Annotated in this window: 15 protein-coding genes; 11 read left to right on the plus strand and 4 right to left on the minus strand. The window is 45.3% G+C overall.

Annotation, left to right across the window (positions count from 1 at the left end):
* Window positions 1-220 precede the first annotated feature (220 nt).
* On the plus strand, window positions 221-1,414 hold the full coding sequence (locus F0232_RS11690; protein ID WP_105057872.1) for an NAD(P)/FAD-dependent oxidoreductase: 1,194 nt from the start codon (window positions 221-223) through the stop codon (window positions 1,412-1,414).
* 135 nt (window positions 1,415-1,549) lie between these two features.
* Here F0232_RS11690 and F0232_RS11695 read toward each other — a convergent pair whose 3' ends face one another.
* Complete coding sequence (locus F0232_RS11695; protein ID WP_105057724.1) at window positions 1,550-2,443, minus strand: DMT family transporter; 894 nt, start codon at window positions 2,441-2,443, stop codon at window positions 1,550-1,552.
* Between the two features lie 138 nt (window positions 2,444-2,581).
* Between F0232_RS11695 and rmuC the strand changes: the two genes are divergently transcribed.
* From rmuC to tatC, 7 genes are all read left to right on the plus strand, one after another.
* Window positions 2,582-4,114: a DNA recombination protein RmuC gene (gene rmuC, locus F0232_RS11700; protein WP_105057725.1), complete on the plus strand. Its 1,533-nt coding sequence runs from the start codon at window positions 2,582-2,584 to the stop codon at window positions 4,112-4,114.
* 65 nt (window positions 4,115-4,179) lie between these two features.
* Window positions 4,180-4,959, plus strand: a complete 780-nt coding sequence (gene ubiE, locus F0232_RS11705; RefSeq protein ID WP_032554326.1) for a bifunctional demethylmenaquinone methyltransferase/2-methoxy-6-polyprenyl-1,4-benzoquinol methylase UbiE — start codon at window positions 4,180-4,182, stop codon at window positions 4,957-4,959.
* Window positions 4,960-5,061: 102 nt separating this feature from the next.
* Window positions 5,062-5,667, plus strand: a complete 606-nt coding sequence (locus tag F0232_RS11710) for an SCP2 domain-containing protein (protein ID WP_061033093.1) — start codon at window positions 5,062-5,064, stop codon at window positions 5,665-5,667.
* The gene (gene ubiB, locus F0232_RS11715; protein WP_102425552.1) at window positions 5,664-7,298 is read left to right on the plus strand and encodes a ubiquinone biosynthesis regulatory protein kinase UbiB; all 1,635 of its coding nucleotides are present in this window, start codon (window positions 5,664-5,666) and stop codon (window positions 7,296-7,298) included. Before F0232_RS11710 ends, ubiB begins: the two co-directional genes overlap by 4 nt.
* Window positions 7,299-7,351: 53 nt before the next feature.
* Complete coding sequence (gene tatA / locus F0232_RS11720) at window positions 7,352-7,594, plus strand: Sec-independent protein translocase subunit TatA (protein WP_008218506.1); 243 nt, start codon at window positions 7,352-7,354, stop codon at window positions 7,592-7,594.
* A 3-nt stretch (window positions 7,595-7,597) separates the two neighbouring features.
* Complete coding sequence (gene tatB, locus F0232_RS11725; RefSeq protein ID WP_004740982.1) at window positions 7,598-8,005, plus strand: Sec-independent protein translocase protein TatB; 408 nt, start codon at window positions 7,598-7,600, stop codon at window positions 8,003-8,005.
* Window positions 8,006-8,071: 66 nt separating this feature from the next.
* Window positions 8,072-8,824: a twin-arginine translocase subunit TatC gene (tatC, locus tag F0232_RS11730; RefSeq protein ID WP_102425553.1), complete on the plus strand. Its 753-nt coding sequence runs from the start codon at window positions 8,072-8,074 to the stop codon at window positions 8,822-8,824.
* Window positions 8,825-9,111: 287 nt separating this feature from the next.
* On the opposite strand, the gene F0232_RS11735 is transcribed toward tatC, so the two are convergent.
* Window positions 9,112-9,873 carry a TatD family hydrolase gene (locus tag F0232_RS11735; RefSeq protein WP_008218500.1) on the minus strand — a complete coding sequence of 254 codons (762 nt, stop codon included), beginning with the start codon at window positions 9,871-9,873 and terminating at the stop codon, window positions 9,112-9,114.
* A 208-nt stretch (window positions 9,874-10,081) separates the two neighbouring features.
* Here F0232_RS11735 and hemB point away from each other — a divergent pair, with 208 nt between their 5' ends.
* From hemB to polA, 3 genes are all read left to right on the plus strand, one after another.
* Window positions 10,082-11,125 carry a porphobilinogen synthase gene (gene hemB, locus F0232_RS11740; RefSeq protein ID WP_004741486.1) on the plus strand — a complete coding sequence of 348 codons (1,044 nt, stop codon included), beginning with the start codon at window positions 10,082-10,084 and terminating at the stop codon, window positions 11,123-11,125.
* 77 nt (window positions 11,126-11,202) lie between these two features.
* Window positions 11,203-11,643, plus strand: a complete 441-nt coding sequence (locus F0232_RS11745; RefSeq protein WP_061033097.1) for a GNAT family N-acetyltransferase — start codon at window positions 11,203-11,205, stop codon at window positions 11,641-11,643.
* 695 nt (window positions 11,644-12,338) lie between these two features.
* A complete protein-coding gene (gene polA, locus F0232_RS11750; protein WP_105057726.1) occupies window positions 12,339-15,137 on the plus strand; it encodes a DNA polymerase I in 2,799 nt (932 codons plus the stop codon).
* A 506-nt stretch (window positions 15,138-15,643) separates the two neighbouring features.
* On the opposite strand, the gene F0232_RS11755 is transcribed toward polA, so the two are convergent.
* Together F0232_RS11755 and yihA are read right to left on the minus strand one after the other, a co-directional pair.
* Window positions 15,644-16,243, minus strand: a complete 600-nt coding sequence (locus tag F0232_RS11755; protein WP_171750791.1) for a GTP-binding protein — start codon at window positions 16,241-16,243, stop codon at window positions 15,644-15,646.
* Between the two features lie 224 nt (window positions 16,244-16,467).
* Entirely contained in the window at window positions 16,468-17,127 is a 660-nt protein-coding gene (yihA, locus tag F0232_RS11760; RefSeq protein ID WP_032498332.1) for a ribosome biogenesis GTP-binding protein YihA/YsxC, read from the minus strand.
* Between the last annotated feature and the right edge of the window lie 54 nt (window positions 17,128-17,181).

Raw genomic sequence — 17,181 nt, forward strand, 5'->3', positions numbered from 1 at the left:
CGGTTGTTCGTTTGGCGAGCTTAGCAATGTTAGACAAGCTTCTCGCGCAATAGCCGCTGTCTGAGATTTGTACGATTGAACACCAATTGCAAAGTTTAAAATTGCCGCTAAAATAGCGAGCAATTAGTAAGGATGTGCTGTTAACGCACATCCTTTTTTATTGATGGCATTTTGAGAACAGGGCGTACTCGGAATGCAAAGTGAAGAAAGCAGAACCACAATGAGTGAAAAATTTGATGTAATCGTGATTGGTGCGGGCGCCGCAGGCTTAATGTGTGCCGCGGAAGCTGGTAAACGCGGCCGACGAGTGCTGGTGGTTGATCATGCGAAAAAGCCAGGCAGAAAAATTTTAATCTCAGGTGGTGGCCGCTGTAACTTCACTAATTACGATGTATCAGCGAACAACTTCCTGTGTAATAACCCTCACTTCGTAAAGTCGGCTTTGTCTCAATACACCAACTGGGATTTCATCTCTATGGTGAGTAAGTACGGCATTGAGTTCGAAGAACGCGATCATGGGCAGCTGTTCTGTGTGAATGACCATACCGCAAAAGACATCGTCAGCATGCTGCTTGAAGAGTGTCAGCAAGCGAAAGTCGAACAGCGCTACCGATGCGATGTTCATTCCATTGAAAAGACCTATTCTGGCTTCAAAATGCACCTCAATACCGACCAAGTTGAGTGTGATTCACTGGTGGTAGCGACCGGTGGTTTGTCGATGCCTAAGCTGGGCGCCACGCCATTTGGCTACAAGATTGCCGAGCAGTTTGGTTTGTCTGTGATGCCAACTACGGCAGGCTTAGTACCGTTCACGCTACATAAAGAAGACAAAGAAGATTTCGCTGAGCTTTCTGGTATCGCGATTCCTGCGGAGATCACGGCGCAAGATGGTACTTTGTTTAAAGAAGCGCTGCTGTTTACGCACCGCGGTCTATCTGGCCCTTCAGTATTGCAAATCTCTTCGTTCTGGAAAGCGGGTCAGTCGGTTTCGATTAATCTAGTACCAGAAGCTGATGTGACTGAGTTGTTGGCGAACTCTCGTGAGAAGCATCCAAATCAGAGCTTAAAGAACACATTGGCAAAAGTATTACCTAAGCGTTTTGTTGAGGTATTGATTGACCGTAAAGAGCTGGAAGACAAACCGCTTAAGCAGTTCAATGAAAAGCAGCTTAATGGCATTGTTGAGCACCTAGAGAACTGGAAAATCGCACCCAATGGTACTGAAGGCTATCGTACTGCGGAAGTTACGCTCGGTGGTGTTGATACCGATCACCTGTCATCCAAAACCATGGAATGTAAGAACATCAAAGGCTTGTTCTTCATTGGCGAAGTGATGGATGTAACTGGCTGGCTTGGTGGTTACAACTTCCAATGGTGTTGGTCGAGCGGCTTTGCGGCGGGCCAGTGGGTATAAGCATTTCGCTTTTCTAAGCTATATAAAGCACATAAAAATGGCGAGTCATACGACTCGCCATTTTTGTATCTAGTTTAGAGTTAAAGGTAACTCAATTGATGGCTTTCGCGACCAATCGAGTATTTTCGCTCTTATTTACGCAGCTTTGTTTTTTGAAAGTTTGATCTGTTGAATCACCAAACCAGCAATAATCAGCACCAGACCAAAAAGGGTTGATGGGTGAATGTCTTCGCCGATAATAGTGGAAAGTAGCATCAAAGAGATAAACGGTGATGCGAAAATTAGATTACTGATACGGGCCGTATTGTTGGTGAGTTTCAGTGCTGATAGCCACAACACAAAGGTAATCCCCATCTCAAACAGACCAACGTAAGTCACCGCCATCCATCCCTTAGCCGTGATTTGGCTAAAGCTCTCGCCTTCATAAAGGGTTAAACCAATCGCGAAGGGCAATGCCACTAAGAAACCAAGCAGTACACCCACCACAGGATCAGCCTTGTTTTTGGTGTTAAGGATCCAGTAGCCCGCCCAAAGCAGGGTTGAAAGCAGTGCCAACGCGACGCCAAGTGGGCTATCGAACTGCATACCTAGTACATCGCCTTTGGTGGCAATCACGACCACACCCGCATAACTGAAGGTACAAGCCACCCAATCTTGCCTACGAATCTTTTGTCCCAGAAAAACCGCTGCCATCAGCGTTAGCGTGATAGCCCAGCTGTAGTTGATGGCTTGAGCTTGAGAAGCTGGCAACAGGTCGTATGCTTTGAAGAGAATCAGGTAGTAGGCCAGCGGGTTAACCAAACCAAGCAGTAGGTAGTACCAAGGGTTTGATAGGAATGTTGTGCTTAGCTGAGAGAGCTTACCTTGGAAGGCGCAGACCGCGATCAGCGCAATCGACGACACAATGCTGGCAATGGTCAGCATTTGGATAGGTGAAAACTCAGCAAGGGTCAGCTTAAAAGCAGTAGCGACCGTTGACCACAGTAGCACTGCGGAAAGGCCAAAGCCCAAGGCACGACGTTCGTTCATGGCAACTCATTCTAATTGGGTGGGACTGAATACGGAGCGCTTAGTCTATCTGTCGAATTTTAATACGGCAAACTGGACATTTATCCAGTATCAAAATACCATTTAATGAGTTATTTCCAATTAGGCTAAATCATTATCATGCAATGGATTATCGAACATCAGGCAACGCTTATTGCTGCAATTTCTGGCGCACTCGTCAGTGGCGGCGTCGTGGGTTGGTGGGTTAAACAGAAACTCTCTTTTCAGCAGCGATTGCTCGAGCAGCAACTTGAGTCTGATCGTTTGTTGCATGAATCACAGCAGTCACAGCTCAAGTCCTCACTTGCAGAGGCGCAACAAGAGCTCGATGAGCTAGATGATGAGCGAGACAAAACCGCATTCGAGCTTAAACAAGCGCACGGCAAGGTGATGGCTGCGATGGAAAAGCTTCGCTATTTCGAAGCGGTCAAACAAGAACGCCAGCAGTACGCTGATGAGATCAATGTGTTGAAAGATCATAAATCTGAGTTGGAGGCTGAACTGCGTGAGCAAGAAGCAAGGCACGATCAAGAAAATCTTGCCAATAGCGAAAAGCTGCAATTGTTAGAGCAGGCTGAATCACGCCTGAAGCAGCAGTTTGAGCATCTTGCCAATCAGCTGTTTGAAACCAAAACCGCTAAGGTCGACCAACAAAACAAGCAGAGCCTAGAGGGGCTACTCTCACCGTTAAGAGAGCAATTAGAAGGCTTTAAGAAGCAGGTTAATGACAGCTTTAGCCAAGAAGCCAAAGAGCGTCACACCTTGGTGCATGAACTGAAGAATCTACAGCGCCTTAATGAAAGTATGACTCGCGAAGCGGTTAACCTGACTCAAGCGCTCAAGGGTGATAACAAGCAACAAGGTAACTGGGGTGAAGTAGTATTGGCTCGTGTGCTTGCTGAGTCTGGCCTGCGAGAAGGGCATGAGTACCAAACGCAAGTGAATCTACAAAACGATGCTGGTAAGCGTTATCAACCGGATGTGATTGTCCACTTGCCGCAAGATAAGCAAGTGGTCGTGGATTCAAAAATGGCGTTGGTTGCGTTTGAACGCTACTTCAATGCCGAAACCGATCAACAGCGTGATGCCGCATTGCGTGATCACTTGGTCTCACTGAGAGCGCACATCAAAGGACTGAGCCAGAAGGATTATCATCAGCTCAAAGGCATCCAAAGCTTAGATTACGTGTTGATGTTTATTCCGGTCGAGCCTGCATTCCAAGTGGCGATTCAGGCTGACCCTAGCTTGGTGAAAGACGCGATGGAGCAAAACATTATTTTGGTTAGCCCAACCACCTTGCTGGTGGCACTGCGTACCATTGATAACTTGTGGCGCAATGAAAGGCAAAACCAGAACGCTCAGGTGATTGCCGAACGCGCAAGCAAGCTTTACGACAAACTGCGCTTGTTTGTCGATGACATGGAAGGTCTTGGTAGCTCGCTAGATAGGGCGAACCAAAGCTACCAAGGCGCGATGAACAAGCTAGTAACAGGCCGAGGCAACGTGATTCGTCAGGCGGAAAGCTTCAAGCAATTAGGCGTTGAGGTGAAGAAACCTATCTCTATTGGCTTGGCAGAAATGGCGCAAAATGAGGCTTTTTCAGAAAATGCCTCCTTAGTAGAAAGACAACCCGCTGAGGATAAAGTAAACTAATCGGCCGCAGCGCCTCTAAACACAGAGTGTGCTGTCGATGAGAACTTACCATGGTAGATAACAGCATTATGGACACAAGCGTGCAGACAAATTCAGCAGTAGAGTCAGAAACCACACACTTTGGTTTCGAAACAGTCGCGAAAGACGAAAAAGTCGCGAAAGTAGCAGAGGTATTTCACTCTGTAGCCGCTAAATACGACATCATGAATGACTTAATGTCGGGTGGTGTTCACCGTTTGTGGAAACGATTCACGATTGATTGCAGTGGCGTTCGCCCTGGTCAACGTATTCTAGACCTTGGTGGTGGTACTGGTGACCTAACGGCGAAATTCTCGCGCATCGTTGGTGAAAAAGGCCACGTAGTTCTTGCTGATATCAACAATTCAATGCTGAATGTTGGCCGCGATAAGCTGCGTGATAGCGGTATTGTCGGCAACGTACATTACGTACAAGCGAATGCTGAAGAGCTGCCTTTCCCAGACAACTACTTCGATTGCATTACTATCAGCTTCTGTCTGCGTAACGTAACCGATAAAGATAAAGCACTTCGCTCTATGTACCGTGTGCTTAAGCCGGGCGGTCGCCTATTGGTTCTAGAGTTTTCTAAGCCAGTACTTGAGCCACTTTCAAAAGTATATGATGCGTACTCATTCCACCTATTGCCAAAAATGGGTGAGCTGATTGCTAATGATGCAGACAGCTACCGTTACCTTGCAGAATCTATTCGCATGCACCCAGACCAAGAAACGCTGGAAGGCATGATGCAAGAAGCTGGTTTTGAGAATACGAAATACTACAACCTAACGGGTGGCATTGTTGCGCTGCACCGAGGTTACAAGTTCTAGTTGAACTTGGTAGCAAGCGCTTTGAGCGTGTTAGATAAAAAATAAGAATAAAGATAGAACGGATAGGTTAAGGCTTATCCGTTTTCAAAGGTAAGGACAGTCATGCCATTTGATCCATTGGTAACCGCGGTTATTGAAACTTCTTTGAATACGCTAGTAAACGATGATCCAGCACTGGTTCGTCGTTTGTCTCGTTTAAAAGGGCAGATCATTCAAGTCAATTTGAAAGAGTTGAATAAAACACTTACGTTCGTTTTCAGCCAACAAATTGATGTGTTGTCAGAGTACGAAGGGCAACCTGATTGCTACTTATCTTTGAACCTATCCGTATTGCCAGAACTGCGTGAGCAATCGAATATCACTAAGCTTATCAAGCAAGATAAGTTGATTTTGGAAGGTGATATTCAGTTGGCACAGAAGTTTTCTCAGCTGATGACAGACTGCAAACCTGACTTGGAAGAGTGGCTGTCTCGCGTGACAGGTGATGTGGTGGCTCATACCGTGGTCCAAGGCGTTAAAAACGTTGGCGGCTTTGTAGCAAAACAGGCGACTAAGCATCAAAACCATGTTGCTCAAGTTCTGACTGAAGAGTGGAAGATCGCTCCAGCGCCATTAGAGGTGGCACATTTTTGCGATCAGGTTGACGACGTGAAAAGCTCAGCTGCACGCCTTGAAGCTAAGTTGAACGCTCTGTTGGAGAAAGCATGACCCCAACAGAACTGAAACGTCTTTATCATATTATCAAGGTACAGTTGGAATATGGCCTTGATGAATTGATGCCAGAGCACCAATTGACCAAAGCACCTCTGTTGGCGAGAAAGTCACTGTTTTGGATTAAGAACAAGCACAAAGATAAAGAGTTAGGGCATCGTCTACGTCTGGCTTTGCAAGAGCTAGGGCCTGTGTGGATCAAGTTTGGACAGATGATGTCGACACGTCGTGATCTGTTCCCCCCTCATATCGCTGACCAGTTGGCATTGCTGCAAGACCAAGTGGCGCCGTTTGATGGTGAACTGGCTAAGCAAGATATGGAGAAGGCACTGGGTGGCAGTTTAGACAACTGGTTTACTGACTTCGATATTACACCGCTTGCTTCAGCGTCTATTGCTCAGGTGCATACTGCGAAGTTAAAAGAGAACGGCCGAGAGGTAGTTCTGAAGGTAATTCGACCAGATATTCGCCCGGTGATTGATGCAGATCTAAAACTGATGCATCGAATGGCGAGTATAGTCGCTAAGTCGCTTCCTGAAGCACGTCGTTTAAGACCGGTTGAGGTGGTTCACGAGTACGAAAAAACCTTACTTGATGAATTGGACCTACGCCGAGAGGCTGCAAATGCCATTCAACTGCGTCGTAATTTTGAAGGCAGCGAAGAGCTATACGTTCCTGAGGTGATTCCTGATTTAAGCAGCGAAACCTTGATGGTATCAGAGCGTATTTACGGTATTCAGGTGTCGGATGTTGAGACCTTAAAAGCCAACGGCACTAACATGAAATTGTTGGCGGAACGTGGTGTGACAGTATTTTTCACCCAAGTGTTTCGAGACAGCTTTTTCCATGCCGACATGCACCCGGGGAACGTCTTCGTTAACCCTGAGAATCCAGACAACCCTCAATGGATTGGTCTCGATTGTGGCATTGTCGGCACACTCAACAGTGAAGATAAGCGTTATTTAGCTGAAAACTTGCTGGCTTTCTTCAACCGAGATTATCGTAAAGTCGCAGAACTGCACGTTGATTCGGGCTGGGTACCGCACGATACCAATGTGAACGATTTCGAGTTCGCGATCCGCATGGTGTGTGAGCCGATCTTTGCTAAGCCACTGGGTGAGATCTCATTTGGCCATGTGTTGCTAAACTTATTTAATACAGCAAGACGTTTCAACATGGAGGTTCAGCCTCAGTTGGTACTTCTGCAAAAGACCTTGTTGTATGTTGAAGGGTTAGGTCGTCAGTTGTATCCACAACTCGACTTGTGGGAAACAGCAAAGCCTTTCCTTGAAACTTGGATGATGAATCAGGTGGGGCCGCAAGCTGTGATTAACGCAGTGAAAGAGCGAGCGCCATTCTGGGCAGAAAAACTGCCAGAGCTGCCAGAGTTACTTTATGACAGCTTGCGCCAAGGTAAAGCGATGAACCACAGAATGGATCAGCTTTACCAAGGTTACCGAGAGAGTAAGCGTCAGCAAGCAACTGGAAAGTTTTTGTTTGGCGTTGGAGCCACTTTAGTCGTATGCTCCGCAATATTAGTTTCAAGCCCTTATGAGCAGCTATCTATGGGCTGTGGCATCGCAGGTGTCACATTTTGGCTGCTTAGTTGGCGAGCTTACCGTCGTTAGACAGTAGACTCTCTTTATATTTTTTTGTGTAGACAGACCCGAGGACAATGACAATGGGTGGTATCAGTATTTGGCAACTTCTAATCATTGCTGTAATTGTAATTTTGCTATTCGGAACGAAGAAACTGCGCGGTATGGGTGGTGACTTAGGTTCAGCGGTTAAAGGCTTCAAGAAAGCAATGAGCGATGATGAAAAGCCTGCAGACAAGAAAGACGCAGACTTCGAACCAAAGAATATTGAACAGCAGAAGACAGAAGCGACTGCTGAAACAAAGAAAGACAAAGAGCAGGCGTAAATCGTGTTTGATATCGGTTTTTGGGAACTGGTATTAATATCTGTCGTTGGGTTAGTGGTTCTAGGGCCTGAGCGTTTGCCTGTAGCAATTCGCAGTGTATCCAAGTTTGTGGGTGCGGCGAAAAGTATGGCAAACAGTGTGAAAGATGAACTTTCTCACGAGCTTAAGGTGCAAGAGCTACAAGAAAATCTACGCAAGGCGGAACAAATGGGTATGGAAGATTTATCTCCAGACCTTAAAGCGTCAGTCGATGAACTAAAGCAGGCCGCTGCTGAAGTTCAACGTCCATACGCTAAGCCTGAGTCTGATAAGCCGAGTGAGACTACACCTAGTGTCACGGAAACTGTGGAATCTGAAACCATTCAGGTTAACAGTGAAGCTTCAGCACCGTCAGATAAAAAAGCCGAATAGTCTCGCAAGGAGGGGTCGCCAGATATACGCGGCTCCTTTTCGATCTTCCTGTTTAAGAGGTTTGAAATGTCTTCGACTGAGCAGACACAGCCTTTAATTAGCCATCTTCTAGAACTCCGTAATCGACTACTACGATCGATTCTTGCCGTTTTAGTGGTGTTTATCGGGCTAATTTATTTTGCTAATGATATTTATGAATTCGTATCAGCACCTTTGGTAGATCGCCTACCTGAAGGGGCGACGATGATCGCAACCGATGTTGCATCGCCATTTTTCACACCTTTAAAACTAACGTTAATTGCTGCTGTGTTTGTTGCGGTGCCGTTTATTTTGTATCAGGTGTGGGCTTTTGTGGCTCCGGGTTTATACAAGCATGAGAAGCGCTTGATCATGCCACTTTTGGCTTCAAGTTCTCTGTTGTTTTACTGTGGTGTGGCGTTTGCTTACTTCGTGGTATTCCCATTGGTATTCAGCTTCTTTACGGCTATCTCGTTAGGGCAGGTAGAGTTTGCGACGGACATATCGAGTTATCTTGATTTTGTACTCGCACTGTTCTTTGCTTTTGGTATTGCCTTTGAAGTACCAGTGGCGATTATCTTGTTGTGTTGGACGGGTGCAACGACACCTAAAGCGCTAGCCGAGAAGCGCCCTTACATTGTCGTGGGTGCTTTTATTATCGGTATGATGCTGACACCACCAGATATGATTTCTCAAACACTGTTGGCGATTCCAATGTGTATCCTGTTTGAGATCGGTCTGTTCTTCGCTCGCTTTTATGTGCGTAAGCCTGATGCTGATGAAGAAGAAGCGGAATCGTAAGTCAGAGCTCTGCAGCAAAAATCAAAGAATAAAAAAAGCGGCCCTAGGCCGCTTTTTTATTCTTCTTCGTTATCGAATTTTCAACTGATAGCCACAGTTCTGACATACATAGAGCTCTTTAATGCCCAAGACTTTATGCCATAGAGTTCGATGCTGACGTTGTAAGTATTGTGAGTGGTCACACATTATTAACTACCTCTATATGCAGGCGGTTGATAATATACATGTCACCCTGTTTTAACAAATGAATTTTATTGAAAACAATAGAAATTGGTTATCTATATTATTTATAAATTAAACAATGATTTAGCGTTGGCTGTTGTGATTTTTTCAACCTCTTCTAGAGTGATGCCTCTTAGCTCTGCAATGCGCTTTGCGACTAACTCTGTGTACGCAGGTTCATTGCGTTTACCACGGTTTGGCGCTGGCGCTAAGTAAGGGCAGTCTGTTTCTAAGATAACGAAGTCCATATCAAGGTGTGGAATCACCTTATCCATACCTGAATTCTTAAAGGTCGACACCCCCCCTAAACCAAGGTGGAAGCCGAGCGCATTGATCGCTTGAGCTTCTTCTAGGCTACTGCCAAAGCAGTGAAATACACCACGTAAGCTGCCGTCTTGTTCTTGTTTTAGCAGAGTCAGGGTCTCTTCTATTGAATCGCGAGTGTGGATCACCACCGGCAGGTCGAGCTCTTTTGCCCACTGCAGTTGGGTAACGAAAGCCATCTCTTGTTCGGCTTTAAAGGTTTTATCCCAGTAGAGGTCGATACCGATTTCACCCACTGCGATAAAGTCGCGTTTATCGAACCAAGCGCGAATGGTCTTTAGCGTTTCTTCAATATTTCCATCCACATAACAAGGGTGTAAGCCCATCATTGAACGACATACTTCCGGAAATTGAGCTTCCGTTGCTAGCATTGGCTCGATAGATTCTAGGTCGATGTTTGGTAGTAGAATCGTATCAATACCTTGAGCCAGTGCGCGCTGCACTACCTGTTCGCGGTCTTCATCGAATTCGCTAGCGTAAATATGAGCATGAGTGTCGATCATTGTTTTGTCCTGAATGCGGTCTTTACTGAGTTGCCATGAGTATACGGCAGTGTGAGGAGAAGGTCATTTTTTGCCATTTCTCCCTGTTTTTGAGTGGGTTTTATATTTTACTGCTAGCGTCCTGAGCCATCAGTGATATGCTTTTGCCTGTATTTAGCACTTTTCATATCTGAGTATTTCGGTACTTAGACTAGGCAAGGAGAATCTAGTGTCTGTTTCAATTCAAGGTCAATTCCCAGGTCGCCGTATGCGCCGTATGCGTAAGCACGACTTTAGCCGTCGCCTAATGGCAGAAAATCAATTGTCTGTGGATGATCTAATCTACCCAATGTTTATCCTAATGGGTAAAGACCGCCGCGAGCCTGTAGAGTCTATGCCGGGTGTTGAACGCCTGTCGATCGACCTTATGCTTGAGGAAGCGGATTACCTTTCTAAATTGGGTGTTCCTGCGATTGCTCTATTCCCAGTCGTGAACCAAGATGCTAAAAGCTTATGCGCGGCTGAAGCCCATAACTCTGAAGGTTTGGTTCAGCGTGCTGTACGTTCACTAAAAGAACATGTGCCGAACATTGGTGTTATCACAGATGTCGCGTTAGACCCGTTCACCACACATGGCCAAGATGGCATCATCGATGAAGATGGCTACGTGATGAATGATGAGACAACAGAAGTGCTGATCAAACAGGCACTTTCTCACGCTGAAGCGGGTGCTGACGTGGTTGCCCCATCGGATATGATGGATGGTCGTATCGGTAAGATTCGTGAAGCGTTAGAAGAAGCGGGTCACATTCACACTCAAATCATGGCGTACTCTGCGAAATACGCGTCGTGCTACTACGGCCCATTCCGTGATGCTGTCGGCAGTGCATCTAACCTGAAAGGTGGTAACAAGAAGAACTACCAGATGGATCCTGCAAACAGTGATGAAGCCATTCACGAAGTTGCTATGGACCTTAACGAAGGTGCGGACATGGTGATGGTTAAACCGGGCATGCCTTACCTAGATATCGTGCGCCGCGTGAAGCATGAGCTGCAAGCTCCGACGTATGCATACCAAGTGTCTGGCGAATACGCGATGCACAAAGCGGCGATTCAAAACGGCTGGCTGAAAGAGCGCGATACAGTAATGGAATCACTACTGTGCTTTAAGCGTGCTGGCGCGGATGGCATCCTAACTTACTTTGCTAAAGATGTCGCTGAGTGGCTAGCTGAAGACAATGCAAAGGCCGCAGAGCACCTAAGAGAAAAGTAACGTCTTTAATTTAAGCTAAAAGATTATTTAAAGGGTTGGCCGTCGTGCCAACCCTTTCGTTTATGAGGGGGGAAAGTATGTCAGTCATCGTACGTGAAGGCTCACTGGAAGAAGTGGTTTCGGTTGTTGAGCAGATTGACGAGTTTGCTCAAAAAGAGAGTGTGGCTTCTCTTTCACAACGCTTATCAGGCAAAAAGAGTTTGATTTTAGTCGCGGAAGAAGCGGGCGTGCTACTGGGTTTTAAGATCGGCTATGAATTGGAACCGAACACTTTTTACAGTTGGTTTGGTGGTGTATCGCCGCTCGCTAGAAACAAAGGAGTCGCACAGGCTCAATTAGATGTGCAAGAACAGTGGGTGAAACAACAAGGCTACCAACAACTCAAAGTGAAATCGCGTAATCAGTTTCCTGCTATGCTGCGCCTATTACTGAGGAATGGTTACCAAATCGAAAAACTGGAAGAAAAAGAGGATATTCGAGAGCATCGTATTCATTTCGTGAAGCAACTATCGGCATAAGTAACGTCTCGAATTCTTGGCATTAATCAGTCAAATGAAATTAAATGAGATTTATTATCATTTAGTGGTTGACTATTAAATGAGAATCATTATTATTAAACCTGTCTTAGGGAATGAGGAAATGTTCACAAGGATGTTAAGTAATCAAGTATCAACTTGGTTACCCAACAGAATTCTCGCGAACTTGTACTAAGTTCTTTTTGACACGACATTGCTCACATTGCTTCCAGTGTAATTTATAGCTTTTAGGTAAAGCTGTGGTATTCAATTTGAATGGCTTTACCGGTTTTTGCTAGGCGACATCTTCGGGTGTCGCTTTTTTTATGCCTACCATTTCAACAGGATGCATATTTAGTAGCACGTATTTTTATGAATAAAACGCCATCAGCATTCTTTTCCACAACGCAAGATCTTAAAAAGATCGTTGATCATCTGTTCGATCTGTAAATTTTTACTTTATTTTCAATGGTTTGGTTATGTTTTTTGCTCTATCTGTCTTAGTTCTCAACAGGGTGGATAAATAATATAAACAGAGTTATCCACAGAACGCCTGTGTCTAAGAACAAAAAATAACAACAAATTGATTATATCGAACACAACCGAGTGAACGGATACGGATCGACAACGTGGAATCCAACCAACAGACGTGGCATTCTTAACAGATAATTTCTGTACTTACTGGATACACAAACATTATGGCTCGTATTCCTGATAATCCATTGATTCTGATCGATGGCTCTTCTTACTTATATCGCGCGTTTCATGCTTACCCTGGCACCATGAGCAATGGTGATATCCCGACTAACGCGGTTTACGGTGTAGTTAACATGCTGCGCAGCATGATGCGTCAATTTGCTTCTGATCGTATTGCGGTTATTTTTGATGCAAAAGGAAAGACGTTCCGTGATGACATGTACCCAGAGTACAAGGCTAATCGTCCACCTATGCCGGATGATCTACGTTGTCAGATCGAACCTTTGCACAACGTGATTCGCGCAATGGGTCTACCACTTATCTCGATCCCAGGCGTTGAAGCGGATGATGTGATTGGTACGCTGGCTTCTCAAGCATCTAAAGCGGGCATGCCGGTTTTGATCAGTACTGGCGATAAAGATATGGCGCAGCTGGTTGATGACAACGTTACTTTGATCAATACCATGACCAACGTGGTGATGGATCGCGAAGGCGTGATAGAGAAGTTTGGCATCCCACCTGAGCTGATTATCGACTACCTTGCACTGATGGGCGATAAAGTGGATAACATTCCTGGCGTTCCAGGTGTTGGTGACAAAACAGCAACTGCTCTACTACAAGGCATTGGTAGCATCGAGAAGTTGTACCAGAACCTAGATGATATTGCAGCGCTTGGTTTCCGTGGTTCTAAGACGATGGCTAAGAAGCTTATCGACAATAAAGACAACGCTGAAATGTCTTACCAACTGGCGACGATTAAACTGGATGTTGAACTTGAAGAGACACCAGAGTCACTCGTAAAAACCCAACCAAACACCGATGAGCTAATTAAGCTATATGGTCAACTGGTCTTCAAATCTTGGCTGAATGAGCTTCTTGAGGGCGGTACTGGCGTAGTTGAAGCCGATGAGAAATCGGGCGCTGTACGCAGCAGTGGTGCATCGGCAACCTCAACCGTTGAAATGAACACTTCAGCAGTGACGATTGATCGTAGCAAGTACGAGACCATTCTTGATGAAGAGAGTTTCAACGCTTGGCTAGAGAAGTTGAAAGCGGCAGAGGTGTTTGCTTTTGATACTGAGACAGACAGCCTAGATTACATGGTGGCTAACCTGGTTGGCTTATCATTCGCAACCGAAGAAGGCGTTGCTGCCTACGTACCGGTTGCTCATGACTACCTAGACGCACCACAGCAACTGGATCGTGATTGGGTACTAGAACAGCTGAAGCCGATTCTTGAAGATGATGCACAGGCTAAAGTGGGTCAAAACCTCAAGTACGATATGAGCGTTTTAGCGCGCTACGGTATCGAGATGAAAGGCATTAAGCATGACACCATGCTAGCGTCTTACGTTTTCAATAGCGTTGGCGGTAAACATGACATGGACAGCTTAGCGCTACGTTTCTTACAACACAGCTGCATCTCGTTTGAGCAGATTGCGGGCAAAGGTAAGAAACAACTGACGTTCAACCAGATTGAGTTGGGTGAAGCGTCTCCATATGCGGCTGAAGATGCTGACGTAACACTGCGTCTGCATAACCGCTTGATGGAAAATATCGAGCAAGATGAAAAGCTAAAAGCGATTTATGAAGAGATCGAAGTACCGCTGATTCCAGTCATGTCTCGCATTGAACGTACCGGTGTATTCGTCGATGACATGTTGCTAGGTGCACAGTCACAAGAGATTGCGGTTCGTCTTGATGAGTTAGAGCAAAAAGCTTACGAGATTGCCGAGCAAGAGTTCAACATGAACTCGCCGAAACAGCTGCAAGCGATTCTGTTTGAGAAAATGGGCCTGCCTGTTATCAAGAAAACGCCATCTGGCTCGCCTTCAACCAATGAAGAAGTACTACAGGAATTGGCGTTAGATTACCCGCTACCTAAGTTGATCATTGAGTATCGTGGTCTGGCGAAGCTGAAGTCTACTTACACAGACAAGCTGCCGAAGATGATCAATGCGGAAACGGGTCGTGTTCACACCTCGTATCATCAAGCGGTAACGGCGACAGGTCGTTTGTCTTCGACCGATCCAAACTTACAGAATATTCCAATTCGTAATGAAGAAGGCCGTCGTATTCGCCAAGCATTCGTTGCACAGCATGGTTGGAAGATTCTAGCGGTCGATTACTCTCAAATTGAATTGCGTATCATGGCGCACCTATCGGGAGATAAAGCGCTTCTGGAAGCTTTCCAACAAGGAAAAGATATCCACGCGGCAACGGCAGCTGAGATCATTGGCGTTAATATTGAGGATGTGACTTCTGAGCAACGTCGTCGTGCTAAAGCGGTTAACTTCGGTCTTATCTACGGCATGAGTGCCTTTGGCTTGGCTAAGCAGCTCGGTATTCCTCGTGGTGAAGCACAGCACTACATGGATACTTACTTCGAGCGCTACCCTGGTGTGATGCAGTACATGGAAGACACGCGTAGTGCTGCTTCAGAGCAGGGCTTCGTTGAAACCATTTACGGTCGTCGTCTGCACCTACCTGAAATCCAATCGCGTAATGGTATGCGTCGTAAGGCAGCTGAGCGTGCGGCGATCAATGCGCCAATGCAAGGCACAGCGGCAGACATCATCAAGAAAGCGATGTTGTTGGTTGATGAGTGGATTCAAGCGGAAGGTGATGGTCGAGTTAAGCTACTGATGCAAGTACACGATGAATTGGTATTTGAAGTGGAAGAGTCATCTTTAGCCGAAATTGAAAGTAAAGTACAAGAATTGATGGAATCTGCTGCTGAGCTAGAAGTACCGTTGGTGGCGGAAGCTGGCCACGGTGATAACTGGGATCAAGCCCACTAATCAGTTTTTGACCTTATTGAGCAAATTAGTATGAGCCAGTGCACAAACACTGGCTTTTTTTTGTCTCAAATAAAGTCAGGTTGGGAAAAGAGTTTAGGTGTTTTAATAAAACATTCATGAAAAAAAACTACAAAAATTGTTTTCATTTCTGAGCAATTGTTGTACATTAAATCTCGTAGGGTACAGAGGTAAGATGTTCTATCTTTCAGACCTTTTGTTTCACGTTATTGGATTAGGCTGATTCAGCCGCCCCAGTCAGTATTTGACTGGGGCGTTTTTTCTTGTGCGAAAGAAAAATATTTCCACCCTACAACTCCCCTGAAAAACGCCCCATTTCTAGTTCTTTTATTACGCTTTTTACGTGTCTTCTTTCTCTCTTTCATTCGTGGTGAATTTGGAATTCAATCAGCAATTGGTAATTTAAATCCACACATAAAATGATTGTTTTATCATTTGAAATAACTTTTATTTTACAAGTTACCGATAAAGGATTGATCGCTCGCGCCCTATTTATCAGTGCATTGAGTGGGTGAATGCTCAATGTAGTCCATGATTTGCTGTTGTTTTTCTGTGCTGTACTTGAGGGCTTCGGCGGTGATCTGTATGGACTGCGCCATTGAGGAGATATTGCTGGTCGCCTTTACCAAGGTTTGCTGCATTGGCTTCAAGATCAGTAGATAAATCGCGGTTAGGGCGATAATAATCACACCGACAACGGCAACCAACGCAATGATGATCTTGGTTTGGATATCATCGAGCAGCGTTTGGCTTGTCTGCTTAAAGGCAACGCGAGATTGGTCTAAGGCTTGTGGCAGTTGATGGAGCGAGGTCTTGGTTGTATCGGCAAGTTTGTTGATGCTTTCAACCGTTTGATTAAGCGCCAGTTGTTGCTCGTCGCTAAGGTTAGGGTTATTAAAGATTGCCTGCAGCGATTGTGATATTACCTCAAGAGACTCACTCGCATCTTGAGCATATTTCTCCATACCATCTAAGTCTAAGGTCATATCAACGTTGATCAGCGGAGTTTCTGTTGTGTCTGCTTCAGAGGCGAACCCTGAAAATGAAACCATTATCAGTGCCATTGTGACTAGGGGTATTTTCCACATGAGTGTTCCTTTCTCATTGTACTGTTTATAAAAGTTTGTCTTTTAGTATGGTTCACTTCTGTTGTTTGTAACGGGTTTATCTTGCTTTTTATTCTCGGTTTTTGAGTTTAAACCGCTAATTTATAGACAAAAAAATACCCCACCTATATAAGGCAGGGTATTGATAAGGTACGATCTGTTGAAGTCGCGATCGATTCGCTATGTGTTCCCTCTATATAGAGAGGTTACTCTGAATCGTTGTGCTCTTCGTTTTCTAGCTCGTCGATGAGTTGTTCAGCAAGCGCTGGAGCAAACCATTCATCCATCTTGTTACGCAGTTGGTCAACACCAATGCCTTTCAATGAAGAGAATACGTCAACGGCGACATCACCACCGAAAGACTCTGCATCTTTGCGAATCTTCAGCAGCTGTGCTTTACGCGCGCCTTGTTTCAGCTTATCGGCCTTAGTTAGCAGTACTTGTACTGGAATACGGCTATCAATGGCCCAGAAAATCATTTGTTGGTCTAGGTCTTTCATCGGGTGGCGAATGTCCATCAATACCACCAAACCTTTTAACGATTCACGTTTTTGTAGGTATTCACCTAGCGACTTCTGCCACTTTTTCTTCATCTCAAGCGGTACTTGAGCAAAACCGTATCCAGGTAAATCGACGATATGACAACCGTCCGTTACCTTAAATAGGTTAATAAGCTGAGTTCGACCAGGTGTTTTACTGGTTTTCGCTAAGCTTTTTTGGTTGGTAACGCGATTTAGCGCGCTAGATTTACCAGCATTGGAGCGTCCTGCAAACGCAATTTCGATCCCTTCGTCTTCTGGTAAGTGACGAATATCAGGTGCACTGGTAATGAAATGCGTGTTTTGATAATGAATTTTTACGCTCACTGTTAACTCCATCTCGACTTTGTGTAGTCGATTGATTACTTTTTTGTGAATTTG

This window comes from Vibrio sp. T3Y01 (assembly GCF_013114525.1).
GTDB classification, from domain to species: domain Bacteria; phylum Pseudomonadota; class Gammaproteobacteria; order Enterobacterales; family Vibrionaceae; genus Vibrio; species Vibrio chagasii_B.

What these genes read in the sequence shown, in the direction of transcription:
- F0232_RS11735 (WP_008218500.1), bottom strand. Translation starts at nt 9,873, where the DNA reads ATGATCGACACTCATGCTCATATTTACGCTAGCGAATTCGATGAAGAC.
- tatA (WP_008218506.1), top strand. Translation starts at nt 7,352, where the DNA reads ATGGGTGGTATCAGTATTTGGCAACTTCTAATCATTGCTGTAATTGTA.
- F0232_RS11690 (WP_105057872.1), top strand. Translation starts at nt 221, where the DNA reads ATGAGTGAAAAATTTGATGTAATCGTGATTGGTGCGGGCGCCGCAGGC.
- F0232_RS11755 (WP_171750791.1), bottom strand. Translation starts at nt 16,243, where the DNA reads ATGTGGAAAATACCCCTAGTCACAATGGCACTGATAATGGTTTCATTT.
- F0232_RS11710 (WP_061033093.1), top strand. Translation starts at nt 5,062, where the DNA reads ATGCCATTTGATCCATTGGTAACCGCGGTTATTGAAACTTCTTTGAAT.
- F0232_RS11745 (WP_061033097.1), top strand. Translation starts at nt 11,203, where the DNA reads ATGTCAGTCATCGTACGTGAAGGCTCACTGGAAGAAGTGGTTTCGGTT.
- tatC (WP_102425553.1), top strand. Translation starts at nt 8,072, where the DNA reads ATGTCTTCGACTGAGCAGACACAGCCTTTAATTAGCCATCTTCTAGAA.
- polA (WP_105057726.1), top strand. Translation starts at nt 12,339, where the DNA reads ATGGCTCGTATTCCTGATAATCCATTGATTCTGATCGATGGCTCTTCT.
- rmuC (WP_105057725.1), top strand. Translation starts at nt 2,582, where the DNA reads ATGCAATGGATTATCGAACATCAGGCAACGCTTATTGCTGCAATTTCT.
- F0232_RS11695 (WP_105057724.1), bottom strand. Translation starts at nt 2,443, where the DNA reads ATGAACGAACGTCGTGCCTTGGGCTTTGGCCTTTCCGCAGTGCTACTG.
- ubiB (WP_102425552.1), top strand. Translation starts at nt 5,664, where the DNA reads ATGACCCCAACAGAACTGAAACGTCTTTATCATATTATCAAGGTACAG.